This window comes from Rhodosalinus sediminis, assembly GCF_003385555.1.
GTDB lineage: Bacteria > Pseudomonadota > Alphaproteobacteria > Rhodobacterales > Rhodobacteraceae > Rhodosalinus > Rhodosalinus sediminis.
On sequence record NZ_QOHR01000002.1, the window covers coordinates 50,338 to 70,795 of the forward strand.

Here is a 20,458-nt window from a genome sequence, read left to right on the forward strand (position 1 = left end):
GCATGGAGACCATTCGCCCCGACCCGTCCCCCGACGCGCTGCGCCGCGCGGAAAGCGCGGGCAGCCGCGGCGAGAAACTGCGCGCCGCCGCCGAGGGATTCGAGGAGCTTTTCCTGCAGAAGATGCTTCAGGCCGCCCGCGCCGGCGGGCCCGGCGACGACCTGCTCGGCAGCTCCGCCGTGACGCGGACGCGGTCGATGCTCGACACCGAGCTCGCCCGCAGCGGGGCGGGCGCCGCCCGCCTCGGCCTCGCCGAGGCGATCTACCGACATATGGCGCCGAGCGCCGGCATCGCGGAGGACGAGACGTGAGCGACATCTTCAACACCGCCTTCCAGGGGCTCACCGCCTACCGCAAGGCGCTCTCGGTCACCGGCGAGAACATCGCCAACGTGGACTCCGAGGGCTACCACCGCCGCGACGTGCTGCTCGACCCGGCGGGCGGCGCGCGCGGCTCGGTGCTGTCCGAGGGGCGCTCCGACAGCGGCCTGCGCGGCACCGACGTGCGCCGCGCGCTCGACTGGCTCGCCGCCGCGCGCAGCCGGACCGCCGCCTCGGACAAGGCCGCCGCCGACGTGCTCGCGCCGACGCTCGAGACGCTCGAGGGCCGCCTGACCGAGGGCGGCCCGCGCGAGGCGCTCTCGGGGATGATGCGCGCGCTCGCGCAGGCGGCCGCCGCGCCGCAGAACGACGGCGTGCGCGCGACGGTGCTCGCCGCGGGCGAGACGCTCGCCGCGAGCGTCGCCGACCTCGGGCGCGACATCGACCGCATGGCTCGCGGGCTGAGCGATCGCGCCGCGCAGACCGTGACCGGCGCGAACACGACGCTCGAGGCGCTCGCCCGCGTCCAGCGCGAGATCGCCGGCGCCGGAGACGGCGACAGCCTCGCCCCGCTGCTCGACCGGCGCGACCGGCTGGTGACGGATCTCGCCGAGACGGTCGGCGTCACCGTGGAACCAGATGCGCGCGATCCGGACCTCGTGCGCATCACTCTCGGCGACAAGCCGGGGCGGCCCGCCCTCCTCGACCGGGGCTCGGCCGCGCATCTCGATGTGGACGCGCAGGGCACCCTCACCGTGCGCCCGCCGGCCGTCGGCGCGCCCGCGCAGACGCATGTGCCGGAGACCGGGCGGCTCGGCGGGCTCTCCCAGACCCTCGGCGCGCTGCGCGCCACGGCCGGCACGCTGGACGGCTGGGCGCAGAAGATCGCCGACGACATGGCCGCCGTCCACGCCGACGGCCGGACGCGGGCCGGCGATCCGGGGGGCGCGCTCTTTTCGCTCGACGGCTGGACGGTGCGCCCGGCGCTCGCCAACACCGGCAGCGCCGCGGCGGAGGTCACCGCCGCCGACGCCGCCACGGCGCCGGCGGGCGAGCTGACCTTCGTGCGCGAGAGCGGCGTCTGGCGCGGCTACGACGCGAGCGGCACGGAATTCGCCACGGGCGCCGACCGCATCGACGTGCCCGGCCTCTCGGTGACCTTCCCGGGCGAAGCCGCGGACGGCGATCGCTTCACCCTCGCGCCGAACCACGGCGCGGCGGAGAACATGCGCTTCCTGCCGACGGACCCCGGGCAGCTGGCCGCGGGCGGCGCGATCACCGTCTCGCCGGACAGCGCGAACACCGGCGGCGCGACGCTCGCCGTCGCGCGCACCGGCCCGCACACGGACGCGATCGACGTGCGCATCCGCGACGCGGCGACCGGCGAGGTGGCGATCCACGACGCCGCTGACGGTGACGCGATCGCTACCGACAAGCTCGACGCGGACGGTCGGGTCTCCGCCGGCGCGCTGAGCCTCACGCTCACCGGCGCCGCCGCCACGGGCGACAGCTACCGGGTGGTCTTCGACAGCCCCGGCGCCGCCGACAACCGCACCTTCGCCGCCCTCGCCGATCTGGCGACGGAGGACCCCTCCTCGGGCCTCGGCGGCTTCGGCGCGCGCTACGACGACATCCTCGCCGATTTCGGCGCGCAGGTCTCGGCGGCCCGTACCCGGCAGGAGGGCACCGCGGCGGTCAAGGACCGCGCCGACCGCGCCATGGCCGAGGTCTCCGGCGTAGATCTCGACACCGAGGCGGCGCGCCTGAGCAGCTACCAGCAGGCCTACGAGGCCAACGCGCGCGCGCTCAACGTCGCGCGCGAGATCTTCGAGACACTCCTGAATTCGATGTGACGAGGCCGCCATGACGATCGGAAACGCGCTCTTCGCAGAGCTCAACATCCAGTCCTTCCGCGGCCTGCGCGGCGAGATCTCCGACCTGCAGGGGCGCATCGCCTCCGGCACACAGGACCCGCGCGCCTCCGCCGACCCTCTGCGCTTCGTCCGCCTCTCCGCCGCGACGGAACAGCAGGACACGCTCGGCCGCTACGCCGACAACCTGCGCCTCGCCGGCGACCGGCTGGATCACGCGGACACCGTGCTCGCCGAGGCGAACCAGATCGCGCAGCGCCTGGGCGAGATCGCGCTACGCTCGGCCACCGACAGCACCGGCGACGACTTCCGCAGCGCGCTCGCGGCGGAGGTCGAGCAGCTGCGCGCCGCCCTGATCGACGTCGCGAACGCGACCGACGGCGGCGGCGAGAGCCTCTTCGCCGGGCTGAGCGGCGTGCGCGCGCCCTTCCGCGAGAGCGCCGAGGGCGATGTCGCCTATCACGGCGACGCGGCCGTGCAGCGCCTGCGCACCTCCGAGACACGCAGCCTGCAGACCGGCGTCAGCGGCGCCGAGGCCTTCCTCGGCGTCGAACGCGCCGACGGCCAGGTGGGCAGCGTCTTCGACATCGTCGACGATCTGGCCGCCTCCATCGGGGCGCACCCCGGCGCGCGGGAGTCGGCCTTCGCGGCGGAGGGCGGGCTGCGCCTGTCGCTCGACCCCGACGCGGGGTCCGGGCCGACGCGGCTGACCGTCGAGGGGCCGGACGGGCGCGCCGAGGTCGCGGCCGACGTCGCGGCGGGTTCGCCCGGCGCCCTCGTCGCCGCGATCAACGCGGCGACCGCCGAGACCGGCGTGACGGCCAGCGTCGCGCCCGACGGCGCCTCCATCGATCTGGCGGGCGCCGGCACGATCTCGGTCTCGCGCATCGTGCAGGAGGGTGCGCGCGGCACCGGCCCCGCGGCGGAGGCCGTCGCGCTCGACGCGGGCACCCCCGTCGGCGCGCCGGAGGCGCTGCGCCCGCTGCGCCACGACAAGCAGGCGCAGATGGACGCCGTCGACACGCTGCAAAACCACTTCGCGGATCTTCGGTCGAAGGTCGGCGCCCTCGGCGCCGCCGCCGAGAGTCAGGGCCGCACCGTGGAAAACCGGCAGGTGATGATCCGCGAGGCCGTCGCCGGGCTCGAGGATCTCGACGTCGCCGCGGCGATCACCGATCTGCGCACGCGCCTCGTGACGCTGCAGGCCGCGCAGCAGAGCTTCGTGAAGGTCTCCGGCCTCTCGCTCTTCGACTACCTGCGCTGAGGGGCGACGATGCCCCGCGCCCGTCGCCTCCTCGCGCTCGCCGCCGTCATGGTCGCGCTCGCCCGGGCCGCGGCCGCGGCTCCCCCGCCCGACTGCGAGGAGCTGGCCGAGGCGGCGGGCCGCGAGGCGGGCCTGCCCGCGGGGCTCCTGCCGGCGATCGCGCGCGTCGAAGCCGCCAAGTCCCACGCCGGCGAGGTCCGCGCCTGGCCCTGGACGCTCAACGAGGCCGGCGAGGGGATGTATTTCGACACCCGGCAGGCGGCGCTCGCGCACCTGCGCACCGCCCGGCACCGCGGGGTGACCAACATCGACGTGGGCTGCATGCAGATCAACTATCACTGGCACGGCGAGCGCTTCCCCTCGCTCGAGGCCATGCTGGACCCCTCGGTCAACACGGCCTACGCGGCGGCCTTCCTGCGGCGTCTTCACGCGCGCCACGGAAACTGGCGCGCGGCGGCGGCGGCCTATCACTCGACCACGCCGAAGCACGCGCGCCGCTACCTCGCTCGGCTCGAGACCGTCCTCGACGAGCGGATCGACGCGCCCGAACAGCCGCGCGCGACCGCGACCGCCAGTGCGCGGGCCGCGCGATCGCCAACGCCGTCGCGGAACCGCACGACCGGCAGGGCGCTCGTCCCCGGCATGTCGGCCGAGGCGACACAGGTCACCGCCGCCCTGCCCGCAGGGCGGCCGCCGCAGATGCCGACCACGGAGGGCGGCGCGCTGCGGCGACGGGATCAGGTGCCGTTGCACCTCGCCCGGCGCTGGCGCCGGGTTCTGGACCTGCGCGCGGCGTTCGAAGCGGGGGCTGTCCTGCCCTGATCCACCCGCGACCGCACAGCTCCGGCCGCGCCGGTCCGCCACGCGCCGCCCGCCCTTGCCGGAGGGAGCGCGGTGCTGCGCCTCGAGGTCGCGCAGGCCTCGGGCCGGCGACCCGCCGCGCGTCGCCGGACCTGCGCGTCGCGCCCGCCCGCGTTCGGCGCAGGATACCGCCGGACCGCGGCGCGCCTCACGGACGGCCTCGGGCACGCGCTCAAGATTCCGGAAGACCGACCGTTACAGGGAACAGGCGGCCCGAAACGAGCGAGACGCACCATGGACAGGCTCCGCGCACGACACTGGCTGAAGCGATGGCTCGTCCTCGCGATGCTGACCGTGGTGCCCCTTGCCGGACCCGTGCTGGCCGTGACGGCCGCGCCGCATAGGCCCGGCGGCCCCGTCCTCGTGATCATTGCGCCGTGGCAGGACGGCCCGGCGATCGTGCGCGCCGCCGGCGGCCGCCCCGTCGGCCCCACGGTCGCGCATCTCGGGCTCCTCGCCACCTCCGAGACCCTCGATTTTCCGCGCGCCTTGCGACGTGCAGGCGCGATCGCCGTGGCCGAGGGCGAAACCATAGCAAACCTTTGCGGAGTCCAGACATGACGAAGGACACCTCTTTCGAAGCTTCCCGGGCGCGCGGGGCGCGCGTCACGCTCGGTCTCGCCGCGGCGCTCGTGCCCGTCTCCGCGGCCACGGCCGCCTTCGTCGGCAACAACGTGTTTCCCGTCCTCGTCGCCGCAGCGCTCTTCGCCGGGATCGGCGGTCTGGGCCTTCTCGTCGGGGGGCGGCTGGGCCGGATTGCGATCGCGCTGGCGCTCGTCGGCCAACCGATGGCGCTGACCGCCGCGCTCACCGGCCATCCCTGGCAGCTCGACAGCCACATGGCCTTCTTCGCCGTGCTCGCCATGACGATGCTGATGTCCGACGAAATCGCCGTCCTCCTCGCCGCCGCGGCCATCGCGGTGCATCACGTCACGCTGACGGTGCTGACGCCGGCGCTCATCTACCCCTCTGCCGGGCTCGTCGTCGATCTGGAGCGCGCGGCCTTCCACGGCGTCGTCGTGATCGCCGAAGCCGCCGTTCTCTGGTGGATGATCCGCGGGCGCAACCGCATGGCGCAGGCGCAGAGCGCCGTGGTGGCCGGATTGCGCGGCGGTCTGGAAAAGCTCGCCTCCGGCGACCTCGACGCGCGCATCGAAACGCCCTTCGACGCGAGCTACGAAGGCCTGCGTCACGATTTCAACAGCACCTGCGACACGCTCGCCGACGCGCTCGGCACCGTGCGCCGCAACGCCGAAGCGGTGGAGCGCGATGCGCGCAGCCTCGCCGAGGCCTCCGAGGAGCTGAACACCCGCAGCGAGCAGCAGGCCAGCACCATGGAGGAAATCGCGACCGCGATGGGCACCATCGTCGAGGGCGTGCGCCAGGCGGCCGAGGCGGCCGGCGTCGCCGACGGGCTGGCCAGCGACGCCCGGGCGCGCGCCTCCACCTCCGACGACGTGGTCCAGGGCGCACGCGCGGCGATGGGCGAGATCGAGGCCTCCTCGTCCGAGATCGCGCAGATCACCAGTCTCATCAACGAAATCGCGTTTCAGACCAACCTCCTGGCGCTCAACGCGAATGTCGAGGCCGCGCGGGCCGGCGAGGCCGGCAAGGGCTTCGCCGTGGTCGCGGCGGAGATTCGCAGCCTCGCCCAGCGATCGAGCGAGGCCGCCGAGCGCATCGAGGGGTTGATCGCCGCCTCCGGCGCGCATGTCACATCGGGCTCCGAGATGGTCGAGCGCGCCGCGCAGGCGCTCGCCGAGATTTCGGACGCCGTCTCCGGCATGGGCACGCGCATCTCCCAGATCGCCTCGTCCACGGCCGAGCAGTCGACCGGCATCGACGAGATCAACCACTCGATCCGCGAAATCGACCAGCTGACGCAGGACAACAGCGCGATGCTGGAACGGGCCGACGGCGCAGTCCGGACGCTCGCGGCGCAGGCCGAAAGCCTCAGAGCGGTGGCCGCCCGCTTCCGCACCGGCTCCGGCGACGCGGCAGACGCGCATCCCTCTGCCACCGACGCCGCCGAGGAGGGTCCGCGGACCGGCCACCTCCGGCTCGCCGCCGAGTGACCCCGCCGAGAGCGCGCCCGAGCCACCGGCCCGGCCGCGCCCCTCTCTCGGCGCCCGAGCCGCCCGCCCGGTCGCGGCGGCCGGCAGGCCCGGGCCGCGCAGCCCACCAGTCACGAAAAGGCCGCCGCCGGTCGCGCGGACCGCGCGCCTGCCGCGCCGGCCTCGATCGGGCGCCATCGTGCCTTGCGATCCGCGCCGCCGGTCCCCTCTCCGCGTGCATCGCGCCGGCGGCCGCCCCCCCCCCCCCGTCCATCATCTTGGCCGAAATACTCCGGGGGTTCGGGGGCAGCGCCCCCGAAAACCGCACGCAGTGCCAGAGACCGCGCGCGCGTCAGCGCGCACCGCTCAGGAACGGCCGGACCGGGCGCGACGCCGGGCCTCGCGGCGGCAGCGGTCGGAGCAGTGGCGCACCTCTTCCCAGACCTGCGCCCACTTCCGCCGCCAGGCGAAGGGGCGGCCGCAGGTCGCGCAGGTCTTGGTGGGCAGGTCGCCCTTCTTGCGCATCCGCGCCATCAGAAGCCGAAGCTCCCCTGCCGGTCGTCGGCCGGCGCGCCTCGGCGGCGCCTGCGCGGCGCGCGGTCGTCGACGAAGCGGCCCGCGCCGTCCTTGCGGCTCGCGTGTTTCTCGACGAGCGCCGAGGCCGTGTCGCGGAAGCCCGCGCCCTTGCGCACGCCCCAGACCGCCTCGCGCGCCGCGCGGGCGGCGGCGGCGACGTCGACGATGGGCTCGGGATAAACCCGGCCCAGCACGCCGCCCGCCCCCTCCCAGCGCCAGGGCGCCTGAAGATGGGCGTCGGGCACCGGGGCGAGCTCGGGCACCCAGGCGCGGGTGAAGGCGCCGCTCGGGTCCTGATCGCGCCCCTGCTTCACGGGGTTGTAGATGCGGATGGTGTTCATGCCCGTCGTCCCCGACTGCATCTGCATCTGCGGCCAGTGAATGCCGGGCTCGTAGTCGGTGAAGAGACGGGCGAGCACCGGGCCGGTCTCGCGCCAGTCGAGCCAGAGGTGGTAGGAGGCCACCGCCACCAGCATCGAGCGCATGCGGAAGTTCATCCAGCCGGTGTGGCGCAGCATCCGCATGCAGGCGTCCACAAATGGCAGCCCCGTTTCCCCCGCGGCCCAGGCTTCGAGGCGCGCGGCGTCGCCCGGACGCGGGCGCAGCCCTTCGTAGGCCGGGTGCAGGCAGCGATGCTCCAGCGCCGGCTCGTCCTCGAGCTTCTGCATGAAGTGGTCGCGCCAGGCGAGGCGCGACTGGAAGCTCTTGAGGCTGCCCGCCCAGCCGTCGCGCGTGCCCTTCACCGCGCGCTGGCGCGCGGCGCCGGCCTGCGCGGCCTCGCGCACCGAGAGAGCGCCGAGCGCCAGATGCGGCGAGAGGCGCGAGCAGGCCGTCGCGCCCTCGCGCGGCGAGGACATGGCGCGGCGGTAGTCGCGCCCGCGCTCGGCGAGGAAGCTGTCGAGCGTGCGCAGCGCCTCCGCGCGCCCGCCCCGCTGCCGCCCCGGGCAGGGATCGGGCGCGAGGCCCAGCGCCTCCGGCGCGGGCCACGGGTCGCTCTCCGCCGAGAGCGCCGTGAGCGCGGCGGGCGCGGGAACGGGATCGCCGAAGACGAAGCGGTCGCGCCGCGCGGCCCAGCCGTCGCGCCCCGCGAGGCGGCGGACGACGCCGGATTGCGGCACCTCCTCCCACGAAACGCCCTGCGCCCGCGCCCACGCCGCCACGGCCCGGTCGCGCGCGTATGTCCAGGCGTTGCCGGTTTCCTCGTGGCTGATAAGGCGGGTGATCCCGTGGGCGCGGCGCAGGTCCTCCAGCACCTCCGTCGCGCGCCCCACCCGGATCACGAGCGCCGCGCCGCGCGCGGCGAGATCGCCGCGCAGGTCCGCGAGCGCCTCGCCGAGAAAGGCGTAGTGCCGCGCGCTCGCGTCCGCCTCGGCCCAGAGGCCGGGCTCCACGATGTAGAGCGGCAGCACCGGCGCCCCGCGCGCCGCCGCGCGGGCGAGCGCCGGGTGGTCGTCCACCCGCAGATCGCGCTTGAACCAGAGGATCGCCGCGCCAGTTGTCCCGCCCATCGTCTTGCCGTGCCTGCCCCGTGTTCCTACGAAGGGTAGATCGGCCCCGACCCCGGAAAAGACCAGAGGAGACCGCCATGAAGGACGCCGCGCCGCAGACCGTGCACCTGAGCGATTACGCGCCGCCCGCCTTCCTGGTGGAGGAGGTGCATCTGACCTTCCGCCTCGCGCCCCGGGCGACCCGGGTTCTGAGCCGCATCTGCTTCCGTCCGAACCCCGATGCGGCCGGCGGCGCCTTCTTTCTGCATGGCGAGGAGCTCACGCTCATCCGCGCGGCGATCGACGGGGCGGAGGTGACGCCCGAGCTCACGGCCGCGGGCCTGACCTGCACGGTGCCCGACGGCCCCTTCACCTGGGAGGCAGAGGTCGAGATCGCGCCGGAGGCCAACACCGCGCTCGAGGGGCTCTACATGTCGCGCGGCATGTACTGCACCCAGTGCGAGGCCGAGGGCTTCCGCAAGATCACCTACTACCCCGACCGCCCCGACGTCATGGCGCCCTTCACCGTGCGGATCGAGGGCGAGGCGCCGGTGATGCTCTCGAACGGCAACCCGGTGGGCGTGGGCGAGGGCTGGGCCGAGTGGCACGACCCGTGGCCGAAGCCCGCCTATCTCTTCGCGCTGGTGGCCGGCGATCTGGTGGCCGAGCGCGGCAGCTTCGTCACCCGCTCGGGCCGGACCGTCGATCTCGCCGTCTGGGTGCGCCCGGGCGACGAGGGCAAATGCGCCTGGGCGATGGAGGCGCTCGGGACATCCATGCGCTGGGACGAAGAGCGCTACGGGCGCGAATACGACCTCGACGTGTTCAACATCGTCGCCGTGGACGATTTCAACATGGGCGCGATGGAGAACAAGGGGCTCAACATCTTCAACTCCGCCGCCGTGCTGGCGAGCCCGGAGACGGCGACCGACGCCAATTTCGAGCGCATCGAATCGATCATCGCGCACGAGTATTTCCACAACTGGACGGGCAACCGCATCACCTGCCGCGACTGGTTCCAGCTCTGCCTGAAGGAGGGGCTCACGGTCTTCCGCGATCAGGAATTCACGGCCGATCTGCGCTCCGCCGCCGTCAAGCGGATCGAGGACGTGCGCATGCTGCGCGCGCGCCAGTTCCCCGAGGACCAGGGCCCGCTCGCGCACCCCGTCCGCCCCGAAAGCTATCAGGAGATCAACAACTTCTACACCGCGACCGTCTACGAGAAGGGCGCCGAGGTGATCGGCATGCTCAAGCGCCTCGTGGGCGACGACGGCTATGCGAAGGCGCTCGATCTCTACTTCGACCGCCACGACGGGCAGGCCTGCACCATCGAGGACTGGCTCAAGGTCTTCGAGGACGCGACGGGCCGCGACCTGAGCCAGTTCAAGCTCTGGTACGAACAGGCCGGCACGCCGCGCCTCTCGGTCGAGGAAAGCTTCGAGGGCGGCACCTATACCCTCACCTTCACGCAGCACACGCCGCCCACGCCGGGACAGGAAGAGAAGAAACCGCTGGTCCTGCCGATCGCCCTGGGCCTTCTTTCGCCCAACGGGGACGAGGTCGTGCCGACGCGGGTGCTCGAGATGACCGAGGCGCGGCAGAGCTTCACCTTCGAGGGGCTCGCGTCGAAGCCGGTGCCCTCCATCCTGCGCGGCTTCTCCGCGCCCGTGGTGCTGGAGCGGGCGGCGGACCGGGACGAGCGCGCCTTCCTGATGGCGCACGACACCGACCCCTTCAACAAGTGGGAGGCGGGGCGCGCCCTCGCCCGCGAGAGCCTGATCGCCACGGTGCGCACGGGCGCCGCGCCGGACGCCGCCTGGCTCGAGGGGGTCGCCGCGATCCTGCGCGACGAAAGCTTCGAGCCGGCGTTCCGCGCGCAGATGCTCGCGCTGCCCACGCAGTCCGAGCTCGCGCAGTCGCTCGCCGACCGGGGCGAGACGCCGGACCCGGACGCGATCTGGGGCGCGGTCGAGGGGCTGAAGGAGGCGCTGGCGCTGCACCTCGCCGATCTCGCGCCGGCGCTCTACGACGCGATGCGGGTCACCGGACCCTACATCCCCGACGCCGAGCAGTCGGGCAAGCGCACGCTCGCCAACGCGATGCTGGGGCTCATCACCCGGCGCGACGGCGGCGAGCGGGCGGCGCGGCAATACGCCGAAGCCGACAACATGACGCTCACGCTCGCCGCGCTCGCCTGCCTCCTGCGCGCGGGCAAGGGCAGTCCCGAGCTCGCCGCCTTCCACGAGCGCTGGCAGGACGACCGCCTCGTGATGGACAAGTGGTTCGGCCTGCAGATCATGGAAGCCACGCCCGAGGCGGCCGTCGAGACCGCGCGCCGGCTGACCGGGCACCCGGCCTTCGACATGAAGAACCCCAACCGCTTCCGCGCGGTGCTGGGCGCGCTCGCCGGGCATCACGCGGGCTTTCACCGCGCGGACGGGGCGGGCTACGCGCTGCTCGCCGACTGGCTGATCCGGCTCGACCCGGTGAACCCGCAGACCGCGGCACGCATGATGACCGCCTTCCAGACATGGCGGCGCTACGACGCGGGGCGGCAGGCGCACGCCCGGGCCGCGCTGGAGCGCATCGCGGCCACGCCGGGGCTCTCGCGCGACGGGGCCGAGATGGTCGGCCGGATGCTTGCCTGAGCCCCTCCGCTTCGAGCGCACGGGCCGTACGCGGCGCACGGCGCTCGCCCTCGTGGCGGTCTGGGCCGCCATGGGGGCGGCCGTCCTCGTGCTCGACGCGGCGTTCTGGGTGATGGCGGTGCCGGCGCTCTTCACGCTGCCGGCGGTCTGGGATCTCGTCTCGGACCGCCGGGCGGGGCTCGCGCTCGACGACGACCGCATCCGCTGGCACGCAGGGCGCGCCGAGGGCGAGGTGGCCTTCGCCCGGATCGACCGGGTGCGCTTCGACACGCGGCTCGATCTCACTGTGAAGGTGACGCTGGTGCTGCACTCGGGCCGCAAGATCCGGCTGCCGCAGGAGAGCCTCCCGCCCTGGCGCAGGCTCGAGGCGGCGCTCGCCGCGCGCGGCCTGCGGACCGAGCGCCATCACTTCGCGCTCTTCTAGCGCCGGGCGGCAGGTCGCCATCGGGAACCGGATCGCGCTCTTGGGGGTTCCAGCTTCGGTCGATCCGTGCAATTTTCCGCGCACAGTCACAGGATCGTCGCAACGCAGATGTTCAAGGGCGCCATGAAGGACCGGATCGACCCGCTGATCGCCGAACGCGCGCCCTGGCTTTTCTCGGACAGGCCCGGCGTCGCGCCCGCGCGCGCCGTGCTCAACGCGATCCTCGGCTACGACCGCACCGTGGCCCTGGGCGAGGCGCTGGAGCATCTCCCGCCCGAGCGCATCATGCAGGAGATGGCGCGCCGCCTCGCGCGGGACATGGAGGCCTCGGGCCTCGACAACATCCCGCGGCAGGGCGCGGCGCTGGTGGTGGCCAACCACCCGACGGGAATCGCCGACGGCATCATGCTGCACGCCGCGCTCGGCGAGCTCAGGCCCGATCTCTACTTTTTCGCCAACCACGACATCCTGCGCGTCATGCCGCAGATGGAGCGCATGATCGCGCCCGTGGAGTGGCGCCGGGAAAAGCGCACCCACGGCAAGACGCGCGAGACGATGGCCTATACCCGGCAGGCCGTGGACGAAGGGCGGCTCGGCGTGATCTTCCCCTCCGGCCGGCTCGCCAAGCGCCGCGGGCTCAGCCTGCACGAGCGCGAGTGGATGCCCTCGGCGGCGATGATCGCGCGCAAGTTCGACCTGCCGGTGATCCCGGTGAACATCCGGGCGCGCAACTCCGCGCTCTTCTATCTCTTCGACCTCATGCACCCGACGCTGCGCGACATCACGCTCTTCCACGAGACGCTGAACAAGGACCGCCAGCCCTACCGCATCACCGTGGGCGAGGCGATCTCGCCCCGCTCGCTGCCGGCGAAATCGGAGGAGGGCATCGCGCTCCTGCGCCGGGCGACGCTCGCGCTCGGCGGGCACCGCGCGCCGGCGGTCTCGCTCGTGGACAACACGCGCCGGCCCTCCTGGATTCGTCAGACCACCTCGAACTGAGCGGACACGCAGAGCGCGAAGAATTTCGCGCCCCTGCCCGATTTCTGCCCGATTGCCCCGCGACAACGGGAGCGAGGCGCAACGGGAAGGGATGGCGCGCCATGAGCGCCCTCGGAATCATCTTCAGACGGGTTCTCGGCGCGGTGCGCGCGCCCGCGGACGCAGCCGCCGAGACCCCGACCGGGGAGGCGCGACCGGCCCTCCGCCTCGGCCCCTCGCGCGCGGCGCGGCGGCGCGCCGCACTCGGCGCCGCGGATTTGCCGGTGCGCGACGTGACCCGCGACGAGCACGACGCCAAGAGCTACCACGGACAGGGCCTCTTCCTCGCGCGGCAGGACCGCTGGGACGAGCTCGACGCGTTGATCCGCGAGACCGACGCGGCACGCGCCGCCACGCCGGGCGGGGAGCTCGTCGCCGAGCTGCTGGCGCGCGGCGCGGTCGCCGATGCGCTGGAGCCGGGACCGGACGGCGCGACGGCGCCGGGTCTCGCCTGGCTGCACGATCTGCGCGCCGAGGCGGCCGACCAGCCCGGCCTCGCGCTCGCCGTGGCCTGGGCCGAGATCGCCACCGCCGAGGCCGCGCGGGACGGCGCGGCGCCCGCCGATCTGCCGGTCGAACGCCGCATGGACTACCATTCCCACCTCGCGCAGGCCGCCCATGTCCTCGAGGACTTCGACCCGATCGCCCTCGACAGCCCGGCGATCGCCGCGGCGCATTGCGTCCTCGCCCCGGTCTGGCAGGCCGACGCCGCACATCTGACCGACCTCTACGAGGACCTGATCGACCTCGACCCGGCGAACCCGCGCCACATGCGCGCGCTCGGCCGGGCGCTGCGGGCGCGCGGGCTCGGCGCCTTACCGGTCCTCGAGCGCGCGGCGCGCGACACCGCGGAGCGCACCGCCGACATCTGGGGCGCGGGCGGCTACACCTGGTGCTGGCGCGACGCGCTGCTCGCCGATCCGCGCGGCTTCGAGCGGGTGGACAGCGCGCACCTCCTCCGCGGGATCGAGGACATCCTGCTGCGTCACGAGGACCAGCACCTGCTGAACCAGCTGGCCGCCTTCTGCGTGCTCGCGCCCGACCGCCGCGCCGGCGCGGCGGACACCGCCGCCATCGCCGCGCGCCGCGCCGCGGTGCGCGAGGCGGGGCAGCACATCCTGCGCACGCAGATGAGCGAGATCCACCCGGTCGTCTGGGCCGAGACGGCGGGTCACACCGGAGACCGCATGTCGGCGATGGAGACGGGCGAGCGCCTCGCCCGGGCCGCGCTCGACGAGGCGGCGGGGCTGATGCAGGCGGGCTGACGCGCAGGATTGCGCCCGGCCGCGGCTTTGGCTACCTCGGGGCCGTCGCAGCTCCGGGAGCGTCTCATGCTCGATCTCGCCCACGAACCGCCCAAGCCCAAGGTCATCGCCGGCGCCCGCCACGACTGGGAGCTGGTCATCGGCATGGAGGTGCACGCGCAGGTCGCCTCGAAGGCCAAGCTCTTCTCCGGCGCCTCGACCGAGTTCGGCGCGGAGCCCAATTCCAACGTCGCCTTCGTCGACGCGGCGATGCCCGGCATGCTGCCGGTCGTGAACGAGTACTGCATCGCGCAGGCCGTGCGCACGGGGCTCGGCCTGAAGGCGGCGATCAATCTCCGCTCCGCCTTCGACCGCAAGAACTACTTCTACCCGGACCTGCCGCAGGGCTACCAGATCAGCCAGCTCTACCACCCCCTCGTCGGCGAGGGCGAGGTGCTGGTGGACATAGCCCCCGGCGTCGCGCGGCGCGTGCGGATCGAGCGTATCCACGTCGAGCAGGACGCCGGCAAGTCGATCCACGACATGGACCCGGCCATGTCCTTCGTGGACCTCAACCGCACGGGCGTCGCGCTGATGGAGATCGTCTCGCGCCCCGACATCCGCGGCCCCGAGGAGGCGGCGGCCTATCTCACCAAGCTGCGGCAGATCATGCGCTACCTCGGCACCTGCGAGGGCAACATGCAGTCGGGCAACCTGCGCGCGGACGTGAACGTCTCGGTCTGCCGTCCGGGTGCCTACGAGAAGTTCATGGAAACGGGCGATCCCTCGCACCTCGGCACGCGGTGCGAGATCAAGAACATGAACTCGATGCGCTTCATCCAGCAGGCCATCGACTACGAGGCGCGCCGCCAGATCGCCCTTCTCGAGGAGGGCGGCGAGGTAGTTCAGGAGACGCGCCTCTACGACCCCGACCGGGGCGAGACGCGCTCGATGCGCTCCAAGGAGGAGGCGCACGACTACCGCTATTTCCCCGACCCGGACCTCCTGCCGCTGGAACTCGAGCAGGCCTGGGTGGACGACATCGCGGCCGGCCTGCCGGAGTTGCCCGACGCCAAGAAGGCGCGCTTCGTGACCGACTACGGGCTCACCGAGTACGACGCGGGCGTGCTGACCGCCGAGGTCGCCGCGGCCGACTACTTCGAGCAGGTGGCGGAGGGCCGGGACGGCAAACAGGCCGCGAACTGGGTCATCAACGAGCTCTTCGGCCGGCTCAAGAAGGATGAGCGCGACATCACCGAAAGCCCGGTGAGCCCCGCGCAGCTCGGCGCCGTGATCGACCTGATCACGGGCGGCGACATCTCCGGCAAGATCGCCAAGGACCTTTTCGAGATCGTCTATACCGAGGGCGGCGACCCGGCCGAGATCGTGGAGGCGCGCGGCATGAAGCAGGTCACCGACACCGCTGCGATCGAGGCGGAGGTCGACAAGGTGATCGCCGCGAACCCCGCGCAGGTCGAGAAAGCCAAGGACAACCCCAAGCTCGCCGGCTGGTTCGTCGGACAGGTGATGAAGGCCACCGGCGGCAAGGCCAACCCGAAGGCGGTCAACGAGATCGTGGCGGCGAAGCTGGGGCTCTGAGGCCCGATGCGCCCGCTGCGTGACGAGATCCTCGTCCACAACGAGCGGGTGAAGCTCTTCTCGGGCTTTCTGAACGCGGTGGGACTGGGGCTCATCGCATTCGCCCTGATCCGCCCGCTGGTCGAGCAGGGCGCGGTGCTTGGCCGGATCACGCTTTGGTGGAGCGTCGCCGGACTGGCACTACACGCCGCGGCGCACCATATTCCGGGCATGCTGAGGAAGGAGCCCCGCGCATGACCCTGTTCGAATTCGCCGTTCCCCTCCTCGCGCTCGCAGTGGCGGGCGTCGGCATCGCGCTCCTGCGCGCCGAGGCGCGGCGCATCGACGCCCGCCGTCGTCCGCCGGCGGAGTGAGGCCGCGCCGCAAGCTGGCCTTCGCCCCCCGGCCCTGCTAGCGTCGCCTCCGCCAACGGCTGGAGGCCGCGATGTCCGCCTACGAATACAAGGTCGTGCCCGCGCCGGCGCGCGCGGAGAAAGTGAAGGGCGTCCGCGCGCCGGAGGCCCGCTTCGCGCGCTCGGTCGAAAACCTGATGAACGCGCAGGCGGCCGAAGGATGGGAGTACCTCCGCGCGGAGACCCTGCCTTCGGAGGAGCGCAAGGGCCTCGGCGGCCGGACGACGCAGTGGCGCACGGTGCTGATCTTCCGCCGCGCGGTGCGCGAGAGCCGCCGGGACGACGCGGGCGCTCCGCAGGCCGCCCCGGGCGCGGCGCCAGACCGCGCCGCGCCGGCCGAGGCGATGCCCCTGCCCGGCGTCCTGCGCGCCGGCTGCGAGGAGCCCGGCGCCCCTCCCGCGGGCCGGCGCCTCTGGTCCGTGCGGCGCGGCGATGCGGACGGGGACGGCTGACCGCTCAGGCGTCGATGTCGAGCGCGAGCGCGTGAATGCGCCCCACCAGATCGGCCCCGAGCGCGGCGTGCACCGCCCGGTGCCGGGCGAGGCGCGACTGCCCGGCGAAGGCCGGGGCGCGGATGGTCACGCGGAAGTGGCTCTCGCCGCCCTCCTGGTAGCCCGCGTGGCCGCGGTGGCGCTCGCTCTCGTCGACCACCTCGAGCTCTGTAGGCGCGAAGGCCGCCTCGAGCGCGTGACGTATCTCTTCTGTGCGTGACACTTTTGGTCCCCTGCCCCCTTCAAATTCACGCCCCGAAGTCTAAACTCCCGCCTCCGAGTCGAAAAGGTGAGACGATGCGCAAACCCGACCCTTTCGGATTCGACATCTCGGTGTCCTCCGCGAAGAAGAAGAAGCCGCGCGGGCGGAAGGCCATGTCCGGCGCGTCGGAGACCTCGACCCGCGTCTGCGACCACGAGGGCTGCGAGGAGCCGGGCCTCTACCGCGCGCCCAAGGCGCCCGACGTGCTCGACGACTTCTACTGGTTCTGCAAGACGCACGTGCGCGAGTACAACACGAAGTGGAACTTCTTCGAGGGCACGACCGAGGCCGAGCTCAACGCGCAGATGTCGAAGGACAAGGTCTGGGACCGCAAGACGCGTGACTTCCGCGATCCGGAGGCGCGCGCCTGGGCGCGGCTGGGCATCGAGGACCCGCACCAGGTGCTCGGCGACAACGCCACGCGCAACCCGGGCCGCGAGAGCGGGGCGACCACGGGACGGCGCCTGCCGCCGACCGAGCGCCGCGCGCTCGAGATCCTCGAGGGGCGCGACGACTGGTCGAAGGCGGAGATCCGCAAGAGCTACAAGGCGCTCATCAAGGTGCTGCACCCGGACATGAACGGCGGCGACCGCAGCCAGGAGGAGCAGCTGCAACTCGTGATGTGGGCCTGGGAACAGCTCAAGGACAGCCGGCACTTCAAGTGAGCGGGGAGCGGCGGGCGGAAAAACCTTGAAGGTTTTTCACGCCGCGCCGCCGGGGGCGCCCGTCGCGGCGGCGCGCCCTGCCCCCGGCCATGCCGGGCGCGCCATGGGATGCGCGCGATCCCGGCGGCGGCCGGGGCCGAAAAATCTTGCTCAAGATTTTTCGGCGCTCACGCCTCGCGGAAGACGAGCGAGACGCCGTTGATGCAGTGGCGCTTGCCCGTGGGCGGCGGGCCGTCGTCGAAGATGTGGCCCAGGTGGCTGCCGCAGCGGGCGCAATGCACCTCCGTACGCGGCACGATCAGCTTCCAGTCGCGCTTGGTGGCCACCGCGTCCTCCGCGACGGCCCTGTAGAAGCTCGGCCAGCCGGTGCCGCTGTCGAACTTGTGCTCGGAGGAGTAGAGCGGCTGGTCGCAGCCGCGGCAGTGGTAGGTGCCTTCGGTCTTCAGATCGTGCAACGGCGAGGAGAAGGCGGGCTCCGTCCCCTCCTGCCGCATGACCCGGTACTCCAGATCCGAGAGGCGGGCCTTCCATTCCTCCTTGGTGCGCGTCACCTCGAACGTCTCCTCTGCCTGAACCGCCGGCGCGACCCCGGCCCCGAGGCCGGCGAGCGCGCCGCCGAGAAAGCGTCTGCGCTGCATCGGTCGTCTCCTTTCCCCGTGCATGTGGGCGGCCCCGCCCCGCCGATCAATGCCGTCCGCCCCCGCGCCTGCCCGTGCGCCTGCCCACGCGCCCGCCGATGCGCCCGCCCGGCGATCCCGCTTGCACGCGCGAGCGCCCGGCGGCATGAGCGCGATGGACACGCGCCGCGATCCCGTTACGCTCGGATCCGAAAGGAGAGCCGCATGGCCGACGACGACCTGATCCGCTTCGGCTGGGAGGAATGGGTGGCGCTGCCCGATCTCGGCCTGCCCGCGCTCAAGGCGAAGGTGGACACCGGCGCGCGGACCTCCGCGCTCCACGCCTCGGACATCGAGACCTTCGGGCCGGCCTCCAAGCCGCGGGTGCGCTTCACGGTCCACCCGATCCCCGGGCGCGACGACGTGGTGATCCCCTGCTCGGCGGTGATCCTCGACCGGCGCACGGTGACCTCGTCCAACGGCGAGAGCGAAAGCCGCTACGTCATCGCCTCGACGCTCCGGGTCGCCGATCACAGCTGGCGCATCGAGCTCACCCTCACCAACCGCGCGACGATGCAGAGCCGCATGCTGCTCGGCCGCGAGGCGCTCAAGGATCACATCACGATCATCGCCACCGACCGCTTCTGCCAGCCCGAGCTCAGCTACGACGTCTACCACAGCCCGAAGATGCGCAGCGTCGCGCCCAACCGGGCGCTGCGCATCGCCGTGCTCTCGCGGGAGGACAACTATTCCACCCGGCGCCTGCGCGAAGAGGGCGAGGGGCGCGGCCACACGGTCGAGGTGATCGACACCACGCGCTGCTACATGGCGATCAACGCGCTCTCGCCGGAGGTGCACTACGACGGCAAGCGCCTGCCGCGCTACGACGCGGTAATCCCGCGCATCGGCGCCTCGGTCACGCCCTACGGCACCGCCGTCGTGCGCCAGTTCGAGACCATCGGCACCTTCTGCGTCAACGGCTCCGAGGGGATCGCCGCGAGCCGCGACAAGCTCTACGCCCATCAGCTCATGGCGCGCCACCGCATCGGCATGCCAAACACCGCCTTCGCCTCGAGCCCCAAGGACACCGACAGCCTGATCAAGCTCGTCGGCACCGCGCCACTGATCGTGAAGCTCCTCGAATCGACGCAAGGAAAGGGCGTCGTGATGGCCGAGACCAAGAAGGCCGCGCAGTCGGTGATCGACGCCTTCCGCGGGCTGAAGGCCAATTTCCTCGTGCAGGATTTCGTGAAGGAAGCGGCGGGGGAGGACATCCGCTGCCTCGTCGTCGGCAACAAGGTGGTCGCCTCGATGAAGCGCACCGGGGCGGACGGCGACTTCCGCTCCAACCTGCACCGCGGCGGCTCGGCGGTGCGCGTGCGCATCACCAAGACCGAGCGCGAGACGGCGCTGAAGGCGGCGCGCGCCTTCAACCTCAACCTCGCCGGCGTCGACCTGCTGCGCTCCGAGAGCGGGCCGAAGGTGCTCGAGGTGAACTCCTCGCCCGGGCTCGAGGGGATCGAGACCGTCAGCCGCAAGAACGTGGCCGGCCTTCTTTACGACGAGATCGAGCGCCGCGTGCGCCCGACGCCCGTGCGCAAGCGCCGCACCGCGACGTCCCCCTCCGCGCGATGACCCGCGACCACGGCGCGTGAGCGCCGGCCGGAGCGCGCCTCAGCGCCGCGGCCCCCGGCGCATCTCCGGCGCGGAGGGCGCGCGCACCCGCGGCCGGTCGCGCGCCGGGCCCTCGGAGAGATAGGGATGGCGCGGGCCCCAGACGCGGGCGACGTCCTCGGCCAGCCGCTCGGCCTCGATCCGGCTCATCTCCGCCTGCGCCTTCGCCACGTCGCCGCCCGAGCGCCGCAGCACCCGTCGCCAGATCCGGAGCGCCGAGCGCGGCGACCAGGGCATCGCCGCCTCGGCGAGCCACCGGCGCAGCGGCGCGGGCAGCGCGTCGTACTCGGCCAGCGAATTGTCCCCCGACCGGCCGAGCAGCGTGCTCGCCGCCGCATTCGCCCCGGGGCGGCGATGGGCCGGGCGCCGGAGGCGGCGCAACGTCCTCGAGAGCGTGCGGCTCACCCGTCGCATCGTCATCGCCCGCCGGTCGTCGTCCCCCGTCAAGCTATCGCCCCCGCCGCGACAGGCAACCGCCCCGGTCCCTTTACGCTCCCGCCCGCATTCCCTATATCTTCGGTCGGAAAGACCGGGAGAAGGTCCTCATGAACGACGCACCCCAACCGCTCGAGGGCACGCCGCTGATCAAGCCGTCCAGCACGGATCACCCCCTCTACGAGCCGATCGTCGAGTCGCTGCGCGGGGTCTACGACCCGGAGATCCCGGTGAACATCTTCGACCTCGGCCTGATCTACACGGTGGAGATCGACGCCGAGGGCGCCGTCAGTGTCATCATGACCCTCACCGCCCCGGGCTGCCCCGTCGCGGGCGAGATGCCCGGCTGGGTCGCCGACGCGATCGAGCCGCTGCCGGGCGTCAAGCAGGTGGACGTCGACCTCGTCTTCGACCCGCCCTGGGGCATGGACATGATGAGCGACGAGGCGCGGCTCGAACTCGGCTTCATGTGAGCGCGCGCCGCGGCGCCCATTGAGCCAAAGGGCACCGAAGCTTATCTTCGGTCCAAAGGCAAA

General features: G+C 72.9%; 21 protein-coding genes. 16 read left to right on the forward strand and 5 right to left on the reverse strand.

Annotated features, from left to right (window positions below; translation table 11 throughout):
- Positions 1-2 precede the first annotated feature (2 nt).
- The 6 genes from DRV84_RS02125 (at position 3) to DRV84_RS02150 (ending at position 6,391) form a co-directional block, all read left to right on the forward strand.
- Positions 3-311 (forward strand): rod-binding protein, encoded by a 309-nt coding sequence (locus DRV84_RS02125; protein WP_115978158.1) that lies wholly within the window; start codon positions 3-5, stop codon positions 309-311.
- Positions 308-2,173: a flagellar hook-associated protein FlgK gene (locus DRV84_RS02130; RefSeq protein WP_115978160.1), complete on the forward strand. Its 1,866-nt coding sequence runs from the start codon at positions 308-310 to the stop codon at positions 2,171-2,173. The genes DRV84_RS02125 and DRV84_RS02130 overlap by 4 nt, the downstream gene beginning before the upstream one ends.
- Before the next feature lie 10 nt (positions 2,174-2,183).
- Positions 2,184-3,455, forward strand: a complete 1,272-nt coding sequence (locus DRV84_RS02135) for a flagellin N-terminal helical domain-containing protein (protein WP_115978162.1) — start codon at positions 2,184-2,186, stop codon at positions 3,453-3,455.
- Positions 3,456-3,464: 9 nt separating this feature from the next.
- On the forward strand, positions 3,465-4,277 hold the full coding sequence (locus DRV84_RS02140; RefSeq protein ID WP_115978165.1) for a transglycosylase SLT domain-containing protein: 813 nt from the start codon (positions 3,465-3,467) through the stop codon (positions 4,275-4,277).
- Positions 4,278-4,349: 72 nt separating this feature from the next.
- Positions 4,350-4,877: a hypothetical protein gene (locus DRV84_RS15540; RefSeq protein ID WP_158547725.1), complete on the forward strand. Its 528-nt coding sequence runs from the start codon at positions 4,350-4,352 to the stop codon at positions 4,875-4,877.
- Positions 4,874-6,391 (forward strand): methyl-accepting chemotaxis protein, encoded by a 1,518-nt coding sequence (locus tag DRV84_RS02150; RefSeq protein WP_115978168.1) that lies wholly within the window; start codon positions 4,874-4,876, stop codon positions 6,389-6,391. The genes DRV84_RS15540 and DRV84_RS02150 overlap by 4 nt, the downstream gene beginning before the upstream one ends.
- A gap of 345 nt (positions 6,392-6,736) precedes the next feature.
- Here the strand turns inward: DRV84_RS02150 and DRV84_RS02155 are convergent, their stop codons facing one another.
- Both DRV84_RS02155 and DRV84_RS02160 read right to left on the reverse strand, forming a co-directional pair.
- Complete coding sequence (locus DRV84_RS02155; protein ID WP_192881385.1) at positions 6,737-6,904, reverse strand: DUF2256 domain-containing protein; 168 nt, start codon at positions 6,902-6,904, stop codon at positions 6,737-6,739.
- Positions 6,904-8,454, reverse strand: coding sequence for an FAD-binding domain-containing protein (locus DRV84_RS02160; RefSeq protein WP_115978171.1), 1,551 nt, complete (start codon positions 8,452-8,454; stop codon positions 6,904-6,906). Before DRV84_RS02160 ends, DRV84_RS02155 begins: the two co-directional genes overlap by 1 nt.
- Positions 8,455-8,531: 77 nt before the next feature.
- Between DRV84_RS02160 and pepN the strand changes: the two genes are divergently transcribed.
- The 7 genes from pepN (at position 8,532) to DRV84_RS02195 (ending at position 16,230) form a co-directional block, all read left to right on the forward strand.
- On the forward strand, positions 8,532-11,081 hold the full coding sequence (gene pepN / locus DRV84_RS02165; RefSeq protein ID WP_115978173.1) for an aminopeptidase N: 2,550 nt from the start codon (positions 8,532-8,534) through the stop codon (positions 11,079-11,081).
- Complete coding sequence (locus DRV84_RS02170; protein WP_239994963.1) at positions 11,074-11,505, forward strand: hypothetical protein; 432 nt, start codon at positions 11,074-11,076, stop codon at positions 11,503-11,505. The genes pepN and DRV84_RS02170 overlap by 8 nt, the downstream gene beginning before the upstream one ends.
- A gap of 108 nt (positions 11,506-11,613) precedes the next feature.
- Positions 11,614-12,504, forward strand: coding sequence for a lysophospholipid acyltransferase family protein (locus DRV84_RS02175; RefSeq protein ID WP_420541632.1), 891 nt, complete (start codon positions 11,614-11,616; stop codon positions 12,502-12,504).
- Between the two features lie 101 nt (positions 12,505-12,605).
- Positions 12,606-13,808 carry a hypothetical protein gene (locus tag DRV84_RS02180; RefSeq protein ID WP_115978175.1) on the forward strand — a complete coding sequence of 401 codons (1,203 nt, stop codon included), beginning with the start codon at positions 12,606-12,608 and terminating at the stop codon, positions 13,806-13,808.
- Positions 13,809-13,874: 66 nt separating this feature from the next.
- Positions 13,875-15,386: an Asp-tRNA(Asn)/Glu-tRNA(Gln) amidotransferase subunit GatB gene (gene gatB / locus DRV84_RS02185; protein WP_115978177.1), complete on the forward strand. Its 1,512-nt coding sequence runs from the start codon at positions 13,875-13,877 to the stop codon at positions 15,384-15,386.
- A 6-nt stretch (positions 15,387-15,392) separates the two neighbouring features.
- A complete protein-coding gene (locus DRV84_RS02190) occupies positions 15,393-15,623 on the forward strand; it encodes a hypothetical protein (protein ID WP_115978180.1) in 231 nt (76 codons plus the stop codon).
- Positions 15,624-15,810: 187 nt separating this feature from the next.
- Positions 15,811-16,230, forward strand: coding sequence for a DUF4177 domain-containing protein (locus DRV84_RS02195; protein WP_115978182.1), 420 nt, complete (start codon positions 15,811-15,813; stop codon positions 16,228-16,230).
- Positions 16,231-16,234: 4 nt separating this feature from the next.
- Here DRV84_RS02195 and DRV84_RS02200 read toward each other — a convergent pair whose 3' ends face one another.
- The gene (locus DRV84_RS02200) at positions 16,235-16,492 is read right to left on the reverse strand and encodes a BolA family protein (RefSeq protein WP_115978184.1); all 258 of its coding nucleotides are present in this window, start codon (positions 16,490-16,492) and stop codon (positions 16,235-16,237) included.
- A gap of 74 nt (positions 16,493-16,566) precedes the next feature.
- Between DRV84_RS02200 and DRV84_RS02205 the strand changes: the two genes are divergently transcribed.
- Complete coding sequence (locus tag DRV84_RS02205) at positions 16,567-17,196, forward strand: J domain-containing protein (protein WP_115978186.1); 630 nt, start codon at positions 16,567-16,569, stop codon at positions 17,194-17,196.
- 167 nt (positions 17,197-17,363) lie between these two features.
- Here DRV84_RS02205 and msrB read toward each other — a convergent pair whose 3' ends face one another.
- Positions 17,364-17,834 carry a peptide-methionine (R)-S-oxide reductase MsrB gene (msrB, locus tag DRV84_RS02210; RefSeq protein ID WP_115978189.1) on the reverse strand — a complete coding sequence of 157 codons (471 nt, stop codon included), beginning with the start codon at positions 17,832-17,834 and terminating at the stop codon, positions 17,364-17,366.
- 204 nt (positions 17,835-18,038) lie between these two features.
- On the opposite strand from msrB, the gene rimK reads away from it, so the two are divergent.
- On the forward strand, positions 18,039-19,448 hold the full coding sequence (gene rimK, locus DRV84_RS02215) for a 30S ribosomal protein S6--L-glutamate ligase (RefSeq protein ID WP_115978191.1): 1,410 nt from the start codon (positions 18,039-18,041) through the stop codon (positions 19,446-19,448).
- Positions 19,449-19,487: 39 nt separating this feature from the next.
- On the opposite strand, the gene DRV84_RS15930 is transcribed toward rimK, so the two are convergent.
- The gene (locus DRV84_RS15930) at positions 19,488-19,907 is read right to left on the reverse strand and encodes a DUF6525 family protein (RefSeq protein WP_147298820.1); all 420 of its coding nucleotides are present in this window, start codon (positions 19,905-19,907) and stop codon (positions 19,488-19,490) included.
- A 125-nt stretch (positions 19,908-20,032) separates the two neighbouring features.
- Here DRV84_RS15930 and DRV84_RS02225 point away from each other — a divergent pair, with 125 nt between their 5' ends.
- Positions 20,033-20,395 (forward strand): SUF system Fe-S cluster assembly protein, encoded by a 363-nt coding sequence (locus tag DRV84_RS02225; RefSeq protein WP_115978195.1) that lies wholly within the window; start codon positions 20,033-20,035, stop codon positions 20,393-20,395.
- The last annotated feature ends 63 nt before the right edge of the window (positions 20,396-20,458 follow it).